Here is a 19,246-nt window from a genome sequence, read left to right as displayed (position 1 = left end):
AAGGAAAATTACTATGAAATATTTACTTGGTATCGACTTTGGCGGCGGTTCATCAAAAGCAACCCTTTTGTCGCACGAGGGAAAGGTTGCCGCAACCGCAGTTACGGAATATCCCACTCTTTACCCCAAAACAGGCTATGCCGAGCAAAACCCCGGCGACTGGTATGACGCGGTAAAGGTCGGCATTGCAAAGCTTATCAAAGAAAGCGGTGTCAGCCCCTGCGACATCACCGCGGTATGCCTTGACGCGGCAACTCACACCGCCGTTGTCACCGATGACGATTTTAACGTTGTTATGCCGTCAATCTACTGGACGGACACGCGAAGCATTAAAGAGGCGGAATATTTAAAAGAAAATTACGGCGAAATGATAAACGAAAAGTGTCTTCATCAGCCGAGCACAATATGGACTCTCCCCCAGCTTTTGTGGGTGAAAAACAATATGCCCGAAACCTTTGCGAAAATCAAAAAAATATTTTTTGCAAAGGACTATGTTCGCCATATGCTGTGCGGCGACTACGCAACCGACTTTATCGAGGCGGAAGGCAGTATGCTCTTTGACGTAAATACGCTTTCGTGGTCGGAGGAGCTTTGCAAAATTTTAAATTTCGACGTTAAAAATATGCCCGAAGTTAAAGCGCCTACAGACATTGCAGGCAAAATCACCAAAAAGGCGGGCGAGGACACGGGACTTTTGGAGGGCACAACCGTCGTTACCGGTTCGACTGACACTGTTATGGAGGTTTTCGCGTCGGGCGCGGTTAAAGAAGGTCAGATGACATTAAAACTTGCAACAGCAGGCAGAATTTGCATTGTCACCGGCAAGGCATATCCCGACAAAAACCTTGTTAACTATTCGCACCTTGTAAAAGGCTTGTGGTATCCCGGCACCGCGACAAAAGCGTGCGCGTCGTCCTACCGCTGGTACCGCGACACGTTCGGCGGTTCGTATAAAGACCTCGACACCGGCGCGAAAGAAACGCCCATCGGCGCGGACGGACTTATGTATCATCCGTATCTTAACGGCGAGCTTACGCCGTATAACGACCCCAAGCTTTGCGCAAGCTTTACAGGAGTGCGCGCGTCGCACACAAAGGGACATTTCAGCCGTGCGGTTATGGAGGGCGTTGGATTTTCGCTTATCGACTGCAAAAATGCCATTCACGAAATCGGCATAAAAATGGGTGACTGCGCAACCATCATAGGCGGCGGCGCGGCGTCTCCGATTTGGCGTCAGATTGTTGCGGATATGCTTAACATCAAGCTTGTCACCACAAACAACAGCGACTCGTCGTTCGGCAGTGCTATGACGGCAGGCGTTGCAACGGGCGTTTTCCCGTCGTTTGAGGAGGCAGTGGAAAAATGCTCCGAAAAAGTGTCGGAAACGCTCCCGAACGAAGAAAATCACAAAAAATATCTTGAACTTTACAAAGATTACAAAAAAATTCACGACGCGCTTGCGCCGATATATCAAAACCGCGGATAATTAGCCGAAAGGGTGTTTTATTTTGAAAATTGTTGTTTGCGTTAAAGAAATAAACTGCGAAATAAACCCGTTTGACGAATGTGCGCTTGAGTGCGCGCTTTCGTTTGACGGAGCCGAAATCCACATTGTAAGTATGGGCAGAGAACGCGCCGTTGACCCGATCAAGCGCCTTTCGCGCCTCGGTAACATAAAATCGCATCTTCTCTGCGACACCGCATTTGCCGGCTCGGACACCCTTGCAACGGGCTATGTTTTGTCCGAAATGATTAAAAAAATCGCGCCCGACCTCGTAATCTGCGGACGTCAGAGCATTGACGGCGACACGGGGCAGGTCGGACCTGCGGTTTCGGAATATCTTAACTATTCGCTCATCACAAACGTGCTTGAAATTTACAAAACGGAAAACGGCAAAATTTTCACGCGCACTCGTGTGTGCGACGAAACTGCCGACTTTCCCGCGGTAATCTGCGTTGACAGAATTAACACACTGCGTTTTCCGCGTATCGGGCAAAAACCGAAGGAAGTTGAAATTTTGTCCGCGTCCGGCCTTGGTGTTGACGTTAAAAAATGCGGACTCAAAGGCTCGCCCACACAGGTTGTGAAAAGCTTTCAAAACGAAATCGGCACGCGAAAATGCAAGTTTGTCACACCTGATAAACTTGCCGGAATAATCGCCGAAGAACGCAAAAAAGAAAGCAAAAAAATCGAGATAAAAGATTTTGACAAAAAGCTTAAAAACGTCTGGGCGGTGGGAAAAGACGTTCTTGCACAGGCAAATTCAATCGGCGAAAACGTGACGCTTTTTGACATTCCCGACGAGAAAAACATAAGCCAAAGCGAAAAATTCATATCCGAGCTTGAAGATAAGTTAAAAACCGATGTCTGCGACGCGGTTTTGTTCCCGGCAAGCTTTTGGGGCAGAAAATATGCGCCCATTTTGCAGGTCCGCTTAAAAACAGGACTCTGCGCCGACTGCACTTATCTTGAAACCGACGGAAACGAGCTTTTTATGTACCGTCCGGCGCTCGGAGGCGACGTCACCGCAAAGATAAAATGCACCAAAAAACCTGCGCTCGCAACGGTGCGCGTTGAGGCAAAAACCGAAAACGACGTCATCATTTCGGTGGGAAAAGGCGCGGTCGATTATATCGACGATTTCAAATCGTATGCCGACAAAAACGGTTTCGGTTTCGGTGTTTCGCGTCCCGTGGTTGATACGGGCAAAGCGCCGTACGACTGCCAAGTCGGTCTTACGGGCAAAAACGTAAATCCAAAAATTTACGTTGCCGCGGGCATATCGGGCGCGGTTCAGCACACCTGTGCAATAGAAAAAGCCGGCGTGGTAATCGGCATAAATCCCGACAGAAACGCGCGCATTTTTTCGTACTGCGATTACGGCATTGTATGCACCGCCGAAGAAATTTTGAATGTTTTGTGTTGACAGAATTAAAAATTTGTGATAAAATAATAGAAATAAATATTTAGCTTGCTTCTATACTTTTTTCACTTGCTGTGCGGCTTTGAATACTCAATGTCGTATGGCTGCCGCCGATTTTAATATTCTGCGTTGAGAGTCTTAAAATCGGCATCTCTCCTAAAAGTATGGTTCAAAACATAAAAAAATCAGCAGAATTTTTTAAAAATTTCTGCTGATTTTGCTTTTATAGAGCCGTAATTTCCAAAAGTCCCTCACAGTCGTAAGTACCTACCTGGCTTATGTTGAGCGTTAAAATATTCCCCGAATACGAAAGCCTCAGCATTCCTCCGCAGCCGCCGTTTGAGTTTATAACCTTTATCGGCATATAATCATAGCTTTTGTAAATCTTTTTAACGCCGGTCGTTGCAAAAATATATCTGTTGTCGCAAACCTCCCACGTGCCGTAGGTTTCGTAGTTGGTGTCGGTGTATTCGCGCGACACTCCGCGGACGATAAAGAAATTGTACTTGTTGCCCTGAACATCTATCTCATACGTGCCGGGGCCGTTGTAGCGGTACTTAAGCTTTGTCGGCAGATTGTATCCGCTTATGTATTTCGGAATTTTTCCCACCGCATACTGCCTTTCGTCAACGATTGTGCCGTCCTCCTCAATGTGCGCGAGCAGAACATAGTCTCCCGTCGGCGTGGTCGCAGATGTTTTCGGCATAGCCGTGCCCGTTTCCTCGTCGTAGTAAAGATAAACATAAGTGTATGTTCCTGCCGAATAAAGAATTGTGTATTTGTTAACGTCAACCGTAAGCGTCATACCATTGCTGAAAAACGCAGTCCCGGGGTTTATCGTAACCGTGTTTGACGAATTTCGCACAACCTTTAAGCTTGTGTCTGTTTCAGGCACCGTTCCGCTCGTCATCATATTGCTGTTCAAAAGGTTAAACGTTTTAAGATTATGCGGTGTGCCGTCGGTGAACGGGTCCTCAACACCGCTCGTCACAAGCCTTTTTGTAATTTCGTTAATATCCGCCGCCGAATACGTGGCGTTGTCTGTAAAACTGAATTTGTAGCCCATAAACTTCCTCCTTATAAATCTGTGTCCGAAAATACGGGTTTTTCGCCCGAGTTTCCGTTTTCATACCAAATGTTAACCTCGGTAATCTGTTTTCTGTCGCTCCTTATGCAGCCGCCGAATTCCGAATTTACCGTCACAATGTCGCCGAGCGAGTAATCTTTGCCGTAGGTTAAATCGCGCACGTCAAATTTCACGTCTTTCTTTCTGCTTTTCGACTTAAGGCTCGCCTTTGCGTCGTATTCGTTGTCGCCCCCGAGAACCTGTACCCAGCGGTAAAGCCCCGTTTTGTCCGACGCAATTTCCGTCCACGAGGTTTCGCTGGTGCTTTCGTCGGTAACCTCATAGTATCCGCCGTTTGCACTGTCCTGAAAATCGTCGGTATACGATAAATTCTGTGCGTTTAAGTTTGTGCGCGAAATGATAAGTCCCGTGTCGGAAGGCTTTACCGCGCAGTATTTCAGCTTTTTTTCGCCGATGTCAAACCACATTTTGTGCCCTGCGCTCACACGCGCCAAACACTCCGAAACAACCTTTATCGTGGGATTGTAAACATTGCGCCAGAACCTTATTTTTGTGGTAAACCCCGACGTACGCACAATTTTAAAATTGCTGACATCCTCCATTGCCGCGGCAACGTGCTGTTTTGCGATAAATTCGGGCGAATAATACATCAGCGCAAAATTAGGCGTGACGCGTTTTGACAAAAACCAGTTTGGTGTTCTGCCGTAAAGCGTCAAGTCGGACGACACCTTTTTGCCCGTTATAACCGCCTGATTGTCACCCTGCACGGCTATGATATATTCGTTTTCCATACAAAGCTTCGTAACGGGGGAATTTATGGGAAAATGCGCCTCAAACGTGCCTATGTCGTTGAATTTTAACAGCCAGTCCACCGACGAATACGCGTTGTCTATGTGCAGAAGATTAAGCTCAAAATCGTAAAACTTTATATCCGCCATTTAATACACCGCCTCAACATATTTGTTTTCGTATTCCAGCGATATAAGCGACTCGTCATCGGTGCCGAGGTCAACCGCTTCAATTTCGTTTCCGCCGGGAATTAAATAAAAATCGGCAAGCTCCGAGCCTTGCGCAATATTTCCTATTATATTTGTGATAATAGTACCGCCCTTTATGCTTGTAACCGTTCTCTTGCCGAAATCAATAACAATTCTTTCCCCGGCCTTTGACGTATACTGTAAATGCACGCTCTTGCCCGTGGTGTTGTTCAAAAGCTTGTATCCGTATTCCGTTGCCGACGCGGTTGTGCCTTTTTTCACAACACGGATTGTAACAATGGGATAAACGTCTTTGTCGCCGGCGTTTTCGATAATTCTCTTTGTGTCACGGCTTGACAGCATACACGGCAGTGTAATAGGATTGGTTATAAGATTAACCGAGCCGTGAATACCTGCTTTCACGGGCTGTTCGTCGGTAAAATACGGGTCGTCGCACACAAACTGCACGCCGAACACCGCGTGGGTTGTGCTTCTATCCGACACAGAAACGGTAACCTGACTGCACTCGATTTTTCTCACCTTGTCGCCGTAGTCCAAAGTGAGCGTTCCGGCGCGGTTGAGCACACGCATGGCGCGCTCCAATGCAGGGCGCAGATTTTTCGACACAATGTCGCACCCGAGCGTTATAACCCTCGCATTTGCGTTGCTCTGATAAGTAAACTGACCGTCGTATTCCGCATAACGCACCGTGCCGTAGGTTTTGGACGGAACGTAAAGCCCCGAAACTGCCGTAATTTTAAACTCCGCACCGTCGCCGAAATAAAGCGTTCCGACGCTGTTTTTAAATGTAAGCCTCATCAGTATCCCCCTCTCAAATGTTCAAGCTCCGCGTCCGCGCGCGCCGCCTGAAGTTTCTGCGCGGTTGTTTCTCCGCTGCCGTAAAGATTGTATATGCGCGTATTTCCCTTGTCCGCGCTTGAAACATCCACCGAGAACGAACATTCAATGCTTTCAAGCTCGCTTTCTATGGTGGCTTTTATGCTGTTTAAAATCTCCTCTATTTTCGCGCCGAAACTGCTGCCGAACGCCGTCGCCGCCGTCTTTCCGCACTCAAGAAAGTTTTCGTTGACGTTGCCGAACGCCTCTTTAAGCTCGCCCAAAAATTCCTCTTTAATCTGCTGTGCCTCACGGTTGTAAAGCGTTTTTGCAATTTTGTCCGATATTTCGCTCCGCGCGGATAAACCGCCGAGATATTTTTCATAATCTTCGTCGCTCAAATTTAAAAGCGCACTCATAAAGCCGATACCGCTTTCCGCGTCCTTGCCTTTGAGCGACTCCAAAATGTCGCCGGGCAGATTTTCCTTTTGCATAAGCTTGTCCAAAAGGCTGTTATATGTTGAAAGAAGTGCAATTTCGCTTTTAAAATCGTTTAAACCGTACGAAACCTCGTCGGCGCTTTTGCGTTTCCACACGCCGTCCTCAAAAACAGATTTTGCGTCATCTCCCGTGTTAAACGTAAGCTTTTGCACAAAATCACCGTTTGTAAGCTTTTTTGAGAATTTTTCCTCCTTGTTCGCCAAACTTTCCATTTTGCGCTCATAGCTTGCAACACTTTTGTCAAGCGTCCTGTCAAATTCCTCAACCCTTTTTTCTATCGCGTCAAACGTTTTTTCAAGATTTTTTTGCTGTTCGTTGTAAACCTTCGTTTCGTAGCCGATAATTTCCGCCGTGTAATTCCACCAGCCGAGCGAACCCTTTTCAAAATATTTGTCGCGCAGATTTTCCATCTCGGCATAGTATTCCTCCTCGTCAACAAGCCCGACACTTCGTTTGAGTTTCAGCTCCTTCATCGCCGCGTCCATTGCCTCGGTTGCCTGATAAGCATTCTTCTTAATGCCGAACGCAATGCCCTCAACAAGCTTTTCGCCGATGTCGTTTTCGCCTATGCGCTTTGACGATTTCCCGTCCGCCAAGTCTTTTTTAAGCTTGTCAATGTCGTTTTCAATGCCGTCGGTGTCAAGCTTGGTGCCGATAATAACCTCGCCGTCGTAATTCATATTTTTCACTTCCCTCCGATAATTTTAAAAAATCTTCAAAAGATTTTCGGCAATTTCGCCGTCGCCCTCAAATCGTTTGAGCGCGTAAAGACGTTTTTGCCGAGCGTAAAATTTCCTTTGTTCCCTGTTTTTTATTTTCGATAAATCAACCGTCCTGTACTTTATAACCTCGCACAGTCTGCACGACGGGCGCAAACCTTTAAGCAAAGCCAAAAATTCCCACCAGTGCAGATGCGCGGTCAAAAGATTTATGCCGTATTCGGTAAGAAACGAGCTTAAAATATACGGCGCGTCCTCCTCAAAGCTCAAAACGCGCCCGTTATCTTTTCTGCCGTCATCATACTTCTTTTGCATATCACTTCCGCCGGCATAAAATTCCATAAGTGCTTCAAGCGCCCCGTCCAAAGAGGACGGGAGCTTTTTGTAGCAAAGCGCAAGAATTTTCGCCGTACGTCTGTAAACAGAAACCGAATTATCGAAAATAATGCTCTCGAGCGAAAGATAAACCTTAAAATCGGTGTTAATCTCAAATTTTTCGCCGTCAACGCACACAAACGAAGGAAGCGCCGAAGTTAAAATACTCATTACAGTTCGTCATCGGAAGCTTTCACCACGGTGCTGTCCGAGCTTGACATAGTGCTTGTAAAAGTAACGGTTTCAAAACTGTCACTCGTGGTTGCGCTGCCGATAACAACGTTGCTTTTTGCCTTAAGTGTACCGCTTATCTGATAAGCGTCGGTACCGCTTCCCTCTGTGTCGATAATAACGGCAAAATCGCGTTTTACCGCGTCAAACTTGCCGTTGTCGCTCTTGGATAAATCAACAATAACAATACTTCTCACAACGTCCGCACCGAGCGATTCGTTAACCGAAATTTTTTCAATATCCTCCGCAACCTTGTTTCCGCCGATAACGTCAAGCGCAAACGAAACGGACGGAGAATATCCCACAACGTCCGACTGTTCAAAACTTTCGTCAACGTATTTTCTGGAATATTCCGTCGGGTTTTTGCTCACCGTAAAATCGGTAAAACCCTTCATACGGTAATACGTGGTGGCATTATTCTCGGTAATGCCGTAAAAAGCAATTTTGTCGCTTCTTTTTTTAATTTTATTAGCCATTTTCCTCTCTCCTTAAATTTTTGTATATTCGGGCGAAAAATCATTTTCCGCTCTTGTGATAAATAAGTCTGCACTGAATTTGGTATCTCGCGGTATTTTTCGCGCTGTCGTATAAATACCCCGAGCTTTCCGCCTCAATGCCTATAGCCTCCAGCCCGTCGCCGAGCGTCGGCAGGGTGCCGTTTTCGGTACATTCGTCCAGCCATAAAGAAAAGTTCTCGTAAAACTCAATATTTTTGCAGTTGTCCGCGCCGTAAAAATTGCGCGACGCAAACACAAAGCCAACCTGTTTAATGCACTCTCCGTCGGTGTATTTTCTTATTGTTCCGCCCTCGGGCATAATCTCAACGGTGTATTCGTATGCGTCCGAGCCGAGAAAATCAATTCCCACCTCCGCGCCGTTAAGATAAGGACACGTTTCCAAAAAAGTTTTAATGCCGTCTATAACCATCTTCTGCCTCCAAAATTATCAAGCCGTCTCGGGCCGTTTGTCATATTCGCATATGCCTGATTTTTGTTGTATATTCCCTCGCTTCGGTTTACCTCCGCCATAATTTCGCCCTTTCGCGATGCCCACATTCTGTCGAACCAAAGCCGTCCGCGAAGTCCGCGCCCCTTGTTTTCGTAATATTGCTTTTTCGCATAAGGCACGCTCCACGAAACGATCCCGACACCGCTTTTTCCGCTTGCGATAAGCGCACCGCTCCTTTTCGGAATGTACGGCTCGCAATAGCTTAAAATAATGTTGTTAATGCGGTTGTGCACGGGACCGAAATTTTCAATGCCCCTGCGCTTTACAATCGCGTCGGTCATATCAAAGCTAACTTTAACCGTCAGCATACGCAGTCCAGCCTTATGTGCGAAAGAATACCGCGCCTGTTGTCGGATACGCGCTTTATGATAAATGCCGTATCGGGCGGATTTTTTGCCGTGCTTTTCTCAAAAACAACCTTGTCGTACGGCGAAATGCCAAGCTCTTTTTTGGTGTAAATTCTCACAACCGCCTCGTTTTCGCTCTCAATTCCGCCCCCGACAAAGCTTATTCCGTCTTTTCTGCGCACCGCCGCAGGGTAAACCTTTGCCGAATATCCGCTCGAAACCTTGTGAAAAACCGTGATATACATAACCTATATCCCCCTGTATAAAAGTCCCGTATCCGCAAGATAAACGGCGATGGCGCCGTCGGCGCACCTTGAAAGCGCGCCCGTTTCAAACGTGCGTGAAATTCCGTCGTTCGTTTCGGATTTTATCCCGTCGCGCCCGTCCAGCTTAAAGTAAACCTCGCATACCGCGCAGATTGCCTTTTTAACCGCGTCACATTCATTAAATTTGTAACCGAGATAAAATTTCACATAGTCCGACGCCCTCGGCTCCAAACTTTTAAAATCGTCCTCCGACAGTAAAGTGCCCGAAAATTTTTCGGTGTAAAAAGCAAAGTCAACCATATTAAACTTCCTTGCGTTTTACGATAACCGCGTCAGCTTTGGAAATCTTGACGCCGAAAATTTTTCTTCCCTGAACCGCCGAAGCACCGATAAATGTATTTGTAAGCGAGTTAACCGCAACGGGAACGCTCCATTCCTCAACCCTGTGGCACCAGTTGGGATGACCGGCAATCATTTCCGTGGTAGTTTTTTTGTTTGAAACAAGCGCAGTGTTGTTTTTCATAAGACGCGAGCTTTCGTAAACGGTAAATCCCGCAATCTGACCGATAGCACCGCTCTCGATAAGCGCCTGCGACAAATCGCCCTGTCTTATAAAGTTTGTTGTGTCCTGGAGCAAAAATCCGTAAACCTCGGGCGAAACGATAAGCCATCTTCCCTGTGCCGGAACGTTTTTCTCCGAAAGCTTTGTTCTCAAATCAACGATTTTTTTGTAAACGGTGGACGACGTAAGCGCCGTTTTGTCCGAGTCGATTGTGCCGTCCGCCTCAAGCGCGTTTATAGAAACAGTGTCCTCAACAACGCCGAGCGCGTAGCCTGCGCTGTCAAGACGTTCCGCAACAATGTCGTCGGGCACTGCCGCCGCGTCGTAACCGTCAATAATCTCGTTAACCGCCTTGTCGTAAGTAAGGTTTAAGTCAATGTATGTGGTTGTGCCGGTCTGAAGGCTCATACCCGAAGTTTTGTCGTAGTCGCCCACAACAACCTCGGTGGAACGCACGGGAATTTTAACCTTTCCGCCGACCGCGTTTCCCTCGTAGTGATTGTTAAAAATGTAATTGTCCTTTGTAACCAAAGTAGCCTGAAGTTTTTTGTCAATTAAGTCAGAATATCTGTCCTGCAATGTGTGTGCCATAATTTTTACCTCCGAATTTTAAATTTTTGTTGTTTTGCCGATACGGGAAATCCGCTGAAAATAAGCGGATTATCTCCTCTCGGCAAGCATAGGATTGATTTTGTAAAAGCTGTCCTCAACCGCGCTCACCGAGCTGATTGCACCGCCCTGTTTCAATCCCGTGGCAAGCCTTTCTTTCACCGAAAAATCGTTGTCGGCGTAAAACTTTTCAAAAGCGTCGTCAAAGTCAGCCCCGGCGTCAATGTCTTTTTTAATTTCATACAGCGCAAAATCGGCAAACTTCGGCTCAACACCTTTTTTGATAATTTTGTCTTTAAGCTCGTAAGCGAGCAGCCTTTGTGCGGCGCTGTCCGCCTCTGCGCGCAGTGATGAAATAATACCGAGATTTTTCTCTGCCTCCTCTTTCAAAGTTTTAATTTCCAAACCATCGGCGTCGCTTGCCTCTTTCGCCGACTTCGCCGCCCTTGCAAGGCGCACCTTGATAAGAGCGTCAACCTCCTCTTGAGTAAAGAGTTTCTTTTCCGCGTTGTCCTGCGCGTCAGTTTTCTGTTCGGGCTTAAAATCTGCCTTATCTTTGCCGTTTTCCAAACCCTTTTCATTTTCATCAAACATATGTTTACTCCTCCGCTTAACGTCCGTCGACTTTTTTTCAAAAATTCCCCAAACCGCGCCTTTCAACGCTATTTTCTTATTTTGTCCGTTTGTACGTATCGGCAGGGAAATTTTTTATATGTAAAACCGTGTTCTCACATCGGTCAAACACCTAATTTTCCAAGGCTTTGTCCTCATCTGCGCCGTTTTTCAGTCTTTTTTCAATGCCGTGCGCTTTCTTTTTCGCCGCACCCTCGGGCAGATTGTAAACGCGCATAAAATATTCGCATTTGTCAATAATGCCGTTTTTGTATTCCTCCATAGCGCGGTTGAATACCGATTGAGTGTCCTCGATAATGCCGTCGCCGAAACAAATTGTAACCTCGCGGTTTTTAAATCCGCCGAGATACAAAATAACCTCTGCAAGGTCGCCGACCGCCTTTTCAATAACAAGCTCATTCTTTTTGACATTCTGATAAAGCACGCTTTTCTCGCTTATAACCTCGGTCGCCGTCTTGATGCCGTATTTCGTCTGTTCATATCTGTCCGCGCCGAGTCCGCACCCTGCCGTCAAAAGGTTTATGCTCCTCTTTAACGCCGCCTCGTGCTCGCTTGCCCTGATTTCCATATTGATTTCGCGTATGTCGGTAAGCTTGTCGCTTTCCTTAATCGCGTAAAATTCAGTGTCGTTGTCGTCAAAAACAGGCATAACACCGCTGTTTGTGTTCATCATCTGCGCAATTCCCAAAGGCACGATAATCCTCTTTTTGCCCAGCCTGAACTCATTCTGATAACTGTCGTAAATAAGGTCAATGCCCTTTAAAATGTCAATGGAGTTGGCAAAAACCGAAATTCCCATAGGATTGTCAAAATCGGTGTTGTTCACAATGTTCGGTGTAACAATCTGGAAAAACGGCTTTGTGTAACCGCATAAAACAACGTCCTCAACGCCCGATGGAAGCTCAACCTCCTTAAGACGTGCGCCGTTTCGCAAAAATAACTTGTTTAAAATAACGTATTTTCCGTTCCGCAAAACGTGCATATTAAGATAAACGTGCGGTTTTCCGTCAATCATCTTTTCGCTTGCAAACGCACATTCGCAAATCTTTCCGTTGTCCCACGATAACGGATAAATCATATCCGCGCGGATAAAGTCAATCTTCACTTCACCGCCAGATAAATATTCCACAAACGCGCCCGTGCCGAGTGCAAACGCAAGCTCAACAAGACGGTTCGCCGACGCGTAAAAGTTGTTGTCTTTCAAAACTTTTTTAAGAAATTTGTCCGCTTTCGCGTCGCTCGCCGTGATTGAGAACTTTTCGTTGAGCAAAAGATTAGCCCAGTCCTCGCAAACGCGCTTTGCCATAGAAAGCGTCGCCCTCTCCCTCGAAATCAGCTTTTTACCGTTGTATTGATTGTACCTGTGAAACGACTTAACCTTTCCCTTGTACCAGTCCTCCCATAACGCAATATCCGAGTAGAAATTTTCGGATAAAACGCTGTAACCCTGGCTCTTTAAATAATTTCTCATTTTCCTTCCGCCTTTCTTTTTTATGTTATTTTTTATCTGTTGTTTTTCGTTCATCAGCCGTCTTTCGTTGTAGGGAACAACGGGGAAATCCCCGTCTACCCCAAATCTCCAAAATACGGCTCGGTCGCATATTCGAGTGCGTCCAAACTGTCCACATTCAAAATTCCGTTGTCCAGCCTCATATCCCCGACGGCTCGGTCGTCCCAAACCGCCGAACAAAGTGCGTCAATGGTGTTTTTGCACCCGCGCAGAATCAAATACCGCCTCATAGACATAAGCCTGTTGAAAAACCGTATTCTCTCGGTAATCCTGCCCTTCTTCGCAAGCCTGATGTCAATCTGCACACCCCTCCTTGCCGCCGCAAGACGCAGCCCCTCAATCAGCGTCGTTTCCGCGCTGTCGCAGTATGCCTCGTAAACCCTGTATTTTCTTTGTTGCTTTAAAATAAATTCAATAAACCGCTCCTCCAATTCGCGCGGTGAAATTCTCTCTTTAAGATAAAACTCATCCAGCGTGACAACCTTTTCAAATCCGCGCGTGTACCCGTTGCAAACAAACGCGTGCGCCGACTTGTTACCGCCGAAATCCACTCCGACGCTTGCAAACATAATATCCTTTTCGTCAATGCCGTCAATGATAAACTCCTCGCTCGCGTCGGCAAATTCCCTGTAAATAACGCCCTCCGCGGCAACCCAGTTGCCAAGAATGAATCTCTCGTAAAAAACGCCCGTGTATTCCTTTTTCAAATTTTCAATGTAATCGCGCGATAAAAATAAATTCTCACCGATTAAAAATTTGTAAAGGTTAAAATCCAAATCGCCCTTACGCAAAATGTATTTTTTATAAAGCCAGTGGTTCGGATTGTCGGGATTTGTCGTTGCAAAAAGCTTTGCGCCGGGTTCGGACAAACGCGATAAAAGCATAGCGAAAAATTCTTCGTTAAACAGCGTAAGCTCGTCGCAGTACGCACCGCAAAGCGTCATACCGCGGATTTTCGATTCGCTCCGCGCGTCGCTCGCACCCTCCAAATAAACGCGCCGTCCGCACAAAATTCCCTCTTTTTTGGAAAGCGAATATGTAAAATTTTTGCTCCCCACCAAAACGGCAAGCGTGTCAAGACAGTTCCGTTTGAGCGTTCCGAGCGTCTTGCCTACCATCAGATAACCGCCGTTTTTCGGCATCGACGCCGTCCAAAGCGCCCATAAAACCAGGCTTATCCAGGTTTTTCCGCTTCGCACCGAGCCGTCCAGAAGATTTATTCTTTTGAGTCTGCCGTTTTTAAAATCGGATAAAATCTTTTTTTGAGGCGGTGTAAAAATCTCACTCAAGCCTGTTCACCGCCTTCAAAATTTCGCCGAGCTTCCCGTCGTCATCGTCCTTTTTTGCAAACTTGTCCATCACAACGCCCATAGCCGACGCAATCTGATTTATCGGCGCGTTTGCAAGCTTGTCCTCGCTGGACATCGTGTCAAGACACTTCCCGATAAACTGCAAAGCGTCGCGCCGTCTTTTCTCCATATAGTCCTCGGCGTCACCTTGCAAACCTGCGTTTTCACAAACACTTTTCATTTTAACTCTTTTTTTGTTTTTCTCATTCGCACCGCCCTTTATGAGCTTTTTTGCCATATAAACCGAAATGTTGTTTTTCTCGGCGCATTTTTTGTACGATTTGAGCCGTCTGTAATCTCTCTTTATTTTTTTAATTTCCTCATCGGAAAACATTTTCCAAATCCCCCCTTGCCTCTATAATACACTGCTGAAAACGGAAAAATCGGAAAGTTTTAAAAAATTTTCAAATTCGATATTTTAAGAATCCGCACCGTGCTTATAATTGTACTTTTCAAACAAATCCTATTGCCCTAAAATGCATTGTGTATATTTATCAAATCGCAATTTTTCCGCCCGAATCCTCGCGCATTTTTTTAAGATACGCGTCGTGTTTTTTGCGGACATAGCTTTCGTCGTGCTCGCCCACACTGAACGCAACCTGTTGCCACGACAGCCCGTTTATGTAGCGGTAAGCCAAAATAATGCGCATCTCGCTTGACTTAACCTCGCTTATAAATTTTTCCAACCGCCTCTGCTCGCAAAAGCATTTTTTCTGTTGCTCCGCCAAAACCTCGGCAAGCTTTTCCGCCTCCTTTTCCAGCGCGCCCGACGCCTTGCCGTCGGTGTGCATCTTAATAAATTTAGCACGGTAACGCAGCGTTGCCATACGCTTTGAAATTTCTTCAACCTCCCTGTTGAGGTAGTAAAGTTGAGATAATTCATTTTTTGTCATAATTCTCCCCCGTCCCAAAATATCAAAACAATAATTTACAAAAAATCAAATATTTACCAACAAAAAGACATAGAATTACCCGTTTTTTATCGTCCTTGATTTTAAAAAACAAAAAATTCTGAAATTTTAAAAGACAAAACTTGAAAACAGAAGGTAAAATTGTATGCCTGCCCGAAAGCCTAAAGCAAGGCTTTTGCTTTTTTTACTGCACGAGCGGAACAAAGCCTGCAAAACAAACCGCAAAGGCGAAATTTACCCGTAAAAGGATAACGCAACATTCGCCTTACATTTACAATATACCTCGCCGAAATCGGAAAATTCGGAAAAAAACAATAAATCCGCAAATTTTTCAAAAAATTTCTACATACGGCTTACCCTCCTAATCCGTCCGAAATTAACCGTTAACGGTTATTACACAAATATACTATTCTTATTTTAGTAATTTGTCAATATTTTTTGTCGGATTTTGTAAAATTTTGTAGAAAAATATAAATTTACAGCGGTTTGATTGACATTTTAACCTTATAATGATATAATTTCAGTAGAAATTAACAAGAAAAACAGAAGAAAAATCACGCATAAATTATCATCATAATGCCGGTACATAAAAGCGGTTTTCCGCATCGGAAAGCGCTGTTTAACGCAAAATAAAACGGAAAGCAGAGAATGATATGAAAAACGATATAAACACAGATGTTATAATTATAAAGAAAAAAGCACGCAAAATGACGTCGAAACAGCTTTCCGAGCTGTCGAACGTACCGCTCGGTACGATAAACAAAATACTCCGCGGCGAAACGAAAAGTCCTCAAATAAGCACTCTTTCCAAGATTTGCAAAGTTATCGGGTGCAGTGTCAACGAAGTTCTGACCGACAATACCGAGCCTGCGGACGTAACCGAAAACATCGAAATGCTGCGCGACAGTCTGCCCGGCGGATATTCCGCGCCGAAAAAAAACGGTTCCGAAACTTCGCGCCGTATGCTTACGCTTTTCTACGCCGATTCGTATTCCGACGCGGTGCAAAAAAGCGATATGCTCGCGCACAACGCGCCGACAAACTGCGATTTTGCCGTTCAGGTGTGCGACGACAGTATGGAACCGCTTATCCGAAACGGCAGTATATGCTATGTAAAAAGAACAAAAAATATAATCGTCGGCAACATCGGCGTGTTCAAAATCGGCGGAAAACTGTACGTCCGCAAAGTGGAAAAAGAACGCATTTCGGCGCTTAATAAAAATTATCCGCCCTTTTTGCTGGACGATTACGAAAAATTTGAAGGACTTGTCGTTGACTTTGTCGAATATTAAACCGAGATTTATATAAAGGATAAAAAATGAGCTATATACGTATCGAAAAAAACGAAACGTGCGAAATAACCGAAAAAAAATCGCGTTTTATCGCATACCTTGCGTATGTCACAACCGAAGAAGACGCGCAGAATTTCGTTTCGCAAATCAAAAAAAAGCACTATGACGCGCGCCACAATGTGTATGCGTATATTTTAAATTCGGGCGGGAAAAAATACAGTGACGACGGCGAACCGTCCAAAACGGCAGGCTATCCGATACTCGAAATGCTCGAAAACGAAGGCGTGACCGACGTTGTGTGCGTGGTAACGCGCTATTTCGGCGGAACGCTCCTCGGCACGGGCGGACTTATCCGCGCATATACAAAATCAGCAAAAGACTGCCTTGAAAAAGCCGGCGTCAAAAAAATGATACTGTGCGACGTGTTAAGCTTAACGTTTGACTATGCTTATCTTAGTAAAATCGAGCATATGTTAAAAACCGAAAACCTCGTTACAAAGGACAAAACCTTTCTCGAAAACGTCACGCTCACGGTAGTTTCGCCGAAAGATAAGACCGGCGCGCTTAGGGAAAATATACTGAATGAGTTTGCCGGCGCGGTAAATTTCGCAGTAACGGGCGAAATTTATAATTAAAATTACCTTGTATGGGACGATACCAGCAAAAGTCCCGTAATATATAAAATCACAAAGGAGTGCACAAAAAATGGCAGGAAAATACGTAACATTGTTAACTAACGATAATTTTGAAGAAATCATATCAAACGCCGATAAACCGGTGCTTGTCGACTTCTACGCGGATTGGTGCGGACCGTGCCAAATGCTCGCGCCGATAATCGACGAAATTGCAGAGGAATTAAAAGACGAGGCGATTGTATGCAAATTAAACGTTGACGAGGCTCGCGACATCGCGGTTGAATTCCGCGTTGCCACAATCCCGACGCTTATGGTGTTCAAAAACGGCGAAAACACCGAAACCGTAATCGGCACGCGCCCGAAAGATGAAATAATTGCGCTTTTAAAATAATTTTTCAAAATGCAGAGCATAATTTTGTGCTTTGCATTTTTGAAATTTATCTGACAATCGGAGAATTTTATGAATAATAAAAAAATAATCTATGTGCTGGTATTTTTCAGCGCGCTTTTTCTGTCGCTCGCGGCATATCTCACCACCGTCGGCGTGTATAAGCGAAACGAATACGCAAAAAAAGACCTCGGCAGAAGCTTAAAGCGCGAAACCACCGTTCAGCGCGGTGATATATACGACCGAAACGGCGAAAAACTGGCATATACCGACATAAAAAACGATAAAGCCACGCGCGTTTATCCGTATAAAAATTTATACAGCCACCTTATCGGCTACTATACCGAAAAGCGCGGTTCATCACTGCTGGAAAACCGATATTCCAACACATTAAACAGCGTCGCGGTGTCGGACGACGTGGTAAAAATCGCGTCGTTTCTGAACAATAAAAAACCCAAAGGCAGTGACCTCTACATCAGCGTTGACCACCGTCTGCAAAAGCGCTGCAGCGAAATTCTCTCGCCTTATAAAGAAGGCGCAATCATCGTGTCAAACCCGAAAACGGGCGAAATTTACGCAATGGTGTCCAAGCCCGATTTCGACCCGAGCGAGGCAAATCTCTATAAAAACTGGGATAAACTCGCAGCCGACGATACGCTTTTCCCGTTTCTCACGCGCGCCGCGCAAGGACTTTACGCACCCGGTTCTACATATAAAATCGTCACAAGCACGGCAATGCTGAAAAACGGAAAATCGTCGTTCACCGCCGAAGATAAAGGCAAAATTGAGATAAACGGCACAACAATCAAAAACGCAAAATCCAGAGCTTACGGAAACCTCGACCTTGAGAGCGCGTTTCTTCATTCGTCAAACGTCTATTTCGCGCTTGCAGGCATAGAAACGGGCGAAAGCGCACTGCGCCAAACGTCCGAAAGCTATATGATGAACAAAGATTTCAATATCAAAGATTTCTACCTTGCACGGTCGGTTTTCCCCGACAAAATCGAGTATGACGACTCGCTCGCGCTTGCGTCAATCGGGCAGGATAAAGTGCTCATCTCGCCGATGCACCTAAATCTTATAACCTGTGCAATCGCAAATGACGGAAAAATGCCCGAACCGTACCTTGTGCAAAAGGTGAAATCGAACCTCGACGGCACCGAAAAAACCACCGCGCCGAAAACGATGAAACAAGTCACCGACGCGCAAACCGCGCAGATTATAAAAGACAATATGAAATCCGCAGTCGAGCGCGGAACGGGCGGAGGAGCGGCAATCGCAGGCAAAAACATCTGCGGAAAAACGGGCACCGCCGAAAACGAAAAAACCGCCGAAAACGAAAACCTCACCCATTCGTGGTTCACGTCTTTCGCGCCGTACGAAAACCCCGAAGTGTGCGTCACCGTTCTGCTTGCATACAGCGGTTCGTCGTCGCTCGCCTCATCGGCGGCACGTCAGGTTTACAGTGCATATTACAATATTTTTAAATAAAGGAATGATAAAAAATGAAACTTATGATAGCGTCCGACATACACGGCTCGTACCTCTACTGCAGCGAGCTTATGAAACGTTATGAGGCGGAAAAACCCGACAGACTGGTGCTTTTGGGCGATATACTCTACCACGGGCCGAGAAATAATCTCCCCGGCGAGTATAACCCGAAAAACGTGATTGAACTTCTTAATCCGCTGAAAAAAAATATCCTCTGCGTGCGCGGAAACTGCGACACAGAGGTAGACCAAATGGTGCTTGACTTTTCGATTTTGTCCGATTACGCGCTGATAAGTATAGATGACGTAACAATCTTTGCAACGCACGGACATCTTGTCGACGAGCAGTTTTTGTCACGCTTAAACGATAATGACATTCTCCTGTGCGGACATACACATATCCCGGCGTGCGAAAACGACGGCAAGCATATATATCTAAACCCCGGCTCGGTGTCAATACCGAAAGCCTGCTCAAAAAACAGCTATATGACCTTCGAAAATAAAACATTTTTATGGAAAACCCTCGACGGCGAAATATATAAGGAATATAAAATACCCGTATAAAAAGACGGACCGCAAAGAAAATCTCTGCAGT

General features: G+C 45.7%; 23 protein-coding genes. 7 read left to right on the top strand and 16 right to left on the bottom strand.

Features of this window, described 5'->3' with window-relative positions:
* Nucleotides 1-13 precede the first annotated feature (13 nt).
* Both H8706_RS04785 and H8706_RS04780 read left to right on the top strand, forming a co-directional pair.
* Nucleotides 14-1,486, top strand: a complete 1,473-nt coding sequence (locus H8706_RS04785; protein WP_262431714.1) for a xylulokinase — start codon at nt 14-16, stop codon at nt 1,484-1,486.
* A gap of 22 nt (nt 1,487-1,508) precedes the next feature.
* Nucleotides 1,509-2,927 (top strand): FAD-binding protein, encoded by a 1,419-nt coding sequence (locus H8706_RS04780; protein ID WP_262431713.1) that lies wholly within the window; start codon nt 1,509-1,511, stop codon nt 2,925-2,927.
* 220 nt (nt 2,928-3,147) lie between these two features.
* On the opposite strand, the gene H8706_RS04775 is transcribed toward H8706_RS04780, so the two are convergent.
* The 16 genes from H8706_RS04775 to H8706_RS04700 all read right to left on the bottom strand — a co-directional run bounded on the left by H8706_RS04775 (nt 3,148) and on the right by H8706_RS04700 (nt 14,828).
* A complete protein-coding gene (locus H8706_RS04775) occupies nt 3,148-3,990 on the bottom strand; it encodes a hypothetical protein (RefSeq protein ID WP_262431712.1) in 843 nt (280 codons plus the stop codon).
* 11 nt (nt 3,991-4,001) lie between these two features.
* Nucleotides 4,002-4,949, bottom strand: a complete 948-nt coding sequence (locus H8706_RS04770; protein WP_262431711.1) for a siphovirus ReqiPepy6 Gp37-like family protein — start codon at nt 4,947-4,949, stop codon at nt 4,002-4,004.
* A complete protein-coding gene (locus H8706_RS04765) occupies nt 4,950-5,807 on the bottom strand; it encodes a phage distal tail protein (RefSeq protein ID WP_178347393.1) in 858 nt (285 codons plus the stop codon).
* The gene (locus H8706_RS04760) at nt 5,807-7,006 is read right to left on the bottom strand and encodes a hypothetical protein (protein ID WP_262431710.1); all 1,200 of its coding nucleotides are present in this window, start codon (nt 7,004-7,006) and stop codon (nt 5,807-5,809) included. Before H8706_RS04760 ends, H8706_RS04765 begins: the two co-directional genes overlap by 1 nt.
* A 24-nt stretch (nt 7,007-7,030) precedes the next feature.
* Nucleotides 7,031-7,591 carry a bacteriophage Gp15 family protein gene (locus tag H8706_RS04755; RefSeq protein ID WP_262431709.1) on the bottom strand — a complete coding sequence of 187 codons (561 nt, stop codon included), beginning with the start codon at nt 7,589-7,591 and terminating at the stop codon, nt 7,031-7,033.
* On the bottom strand, nt 7,591-8,127 hold the full coding sequence (locus H8706_RS04750) for a hypothetical protein (protein WP_178347390.1): 537 nt from the start codon (nt 8,125-8,127) through the stop codon (nt 7,591-7,593). The genes H8706_RS04755 and H8706_RS04750 overlap by 1 nt, the downstream gene beginning before the upstream one ends.
* A gap of 40 nt (nt 8,128-8,167) precedes the next feature.
* Nucleotides 8,168-8,578: a chloramphenicol resistance protein gene (locus tag H8706_RS04745; RefSeq protein ID WP_178347389.1), complete on the bottom strand. Its 411-nt coding sequence runs from the start codon at nt 8,576-8,578 to the stop codon at nt 8,168-8,170.
* Nucleotides 8,569-8,967 (bottom strand): minor capsid protein, encoded by a 399-nt coding sequence (locus H8706_RS04740; protein ID WP_262431708.1) that lies wholly within the window; start codon nt 8,965-8,967, stop codon nt 8,569-8,571. The genes H8706_RS04745 and H8706_RS04740 overlap by 10 nt, the downstream gene beginning before the upstream one ends.
* Complete coding sequence (locus H8706_RS04735; protein WP_178347387.1) at nt 8,961-9,251, bottom strand: hypothetical protein; 291 nt, start codon at nt 9,249-9,251, stop codon at nt 8,961-8,963. Before H8706_RS04735 ends, H8706_RS04740 begins: the two co-directional genes overlap by 7 nt.
* A gap of 3 nt (nt 9,252-9,254) precedes the next feature.
* Entirely contained in the window at nt 9,255-9,572 is a 318-nt protein-coding gene (locus tag H8706_RS04730) for a head-tail connector protein (RefSeq protein WP_262431707.1), read from the bottom strand.
* A gap of 1 nt (nt 9,573) precedes the next feature.
* Nucleotides 9,574-10,425: a P22 phage major capsid protein family protein gene (locus tag H8706_RS04725; protein ID WP_178347385.1), complete on the bottom strand. Its 852-nt coding sequence runs from the start codon at nt 10,423-10,425 to the stop codon at nt 9,574-9,576.
* Between the two features lie 69 nt (nt 10,426-10,494).
* The gene (locus tag H8706_RS04720) at nt 10,495-11,037 is read right to left on the bottom strand and encodes a hypothetical protein (RefSeq protein ID WP_262431706.1); all 543 of its coding nucleotides are present in this window, start codon (nt 11,035-11,037) and stop codon (nt 10,495-10,497) included.
* A gap of 151 nt (nt 11,038-11,188) precedes the next feature.
* Complete coding sequence (locus H8706_RS04715) at nt 11,189-12,547, bottom strand: phage portal protein (RefSeq protein ID WP_262431705.1); 1,359 nt, start codon at nt 12,545-12,547, stop codon at nt 11,189-11,191.
* 95 nt (nt 12,548-12,642) lie between these two features.
* Nucleotides 12,643-13,875, bottom strand: coding sequence for a PBSX family phage terminase large subunit (locus H8706_RS04710; RefSeq protein WP_178347382.1), 1,233 nt, complete (start codon nt 13,873-13,875; stop codon nt 12,643-12,645).
* Nucleotides 13,868-14,269, bottom strand: a complete 402-nt coding sequence (locus H8706_RS04705) for a hypothetical protein (RefSeq protein ID WP_262431704.1) — start codon at nt 14,267-14,269, stop codon at nt 13,868-13,870. The genes H8706_RS04710 and H8706_RS04705 overlap by 8 nt, the downstream gene beginning before the upstream one ends.
* A 160-nt stretch (nt 14,270-14,429) precedes the next feature.
* Complete coding sequence (locus tag H8706_RS04700; protein WP_178347380.1) at nt 14,430-14,828, bottom strand: hypothetical protein; 399 nt, start codon at nt 14,826-14,828, stop codon at nt 14,430-14,432.
* A gap of 671 nt (nt 14,829-15,499) precedes the next feature.
* On the opposite strand from H8706_RS04700, the gene H8706_RS04695 reads away from it, so the two are divergent.
* The 5 genes from H8706_RS04695 to yfcE all read left to right on the top strand — a co-directional run bounded on the left by H8706_RS04695 (nt 15,500) and on the right by yfcE (nt 19,215).
* Complete coding sequence (locus H8706_RS04695) at nt 15,500-16,138, top strand: S24 family peptidase (RefSeq protein ID WP_262431703.1); 639 nt, start codon at nt 15,500-15,502, stop codon at nt 16,136-16,138.
* Between the two features lie 26 nt (nt 16,139-16,164).
* Nucleotides 16,165-16,773: a YigZ family protein gene (locus tag H8706_RS04690; RefSeq protein WP_262431702.1), complete on the top strand. Its 609-nt coding sequence runs from the start codon at nt 16,165-16,167 to the stop codon at nt 16,771-16,773.
* Between the two features lie 43 nt (nt 16,774-16,816).
* Entirely contained in the window at nt 16,817-17,164 is a 348-nt protein-coding gene (gene trxA / locus H8706_RS04685) for a thioredoxin (protein ID WP_394354527.1), read from the top strand.
* Between the two features lie 69 nt (nt 17,165-17,233).
* On the top strand, nt 17,234-18,652 hold the full coding sequence (locus tag H8706_RS04680; RefSeq protein ID WP_262431701.1) for a penicillin-binding transpeptidase domain-containing protein: 1,419 nt from the start codon (nt 17,234-17,236) through the stop codon (nt 18,650-18,652).
* A 14-nt stretch (nt 18,653-18,666) separates the two neighbouring features.
* Entirely contained in the window at nt 18,667-19,215 is a 549-nt protein-coding gene (gene yfcE / locus H8706_RS04675) for a phosphodiesterase (protein ID WP_262431700.1), read from the top strand.
* Nucleotides 19,216-19,246 lie beyond the last annotated feature (31 nt).

This window comes from Qingrenia yutianensis (assembly GCF_014385105.1).
GTDB lineage: Bacteria > Bacillota > Clostridia > UMGS1810 > UMGS1810 > Qingrenia > Qingrenia yutianensis.
Note: the sequence above shows the minus strand (reverse complement) of the source record. Positions and strands in the feature narration are given on the sequence as shown.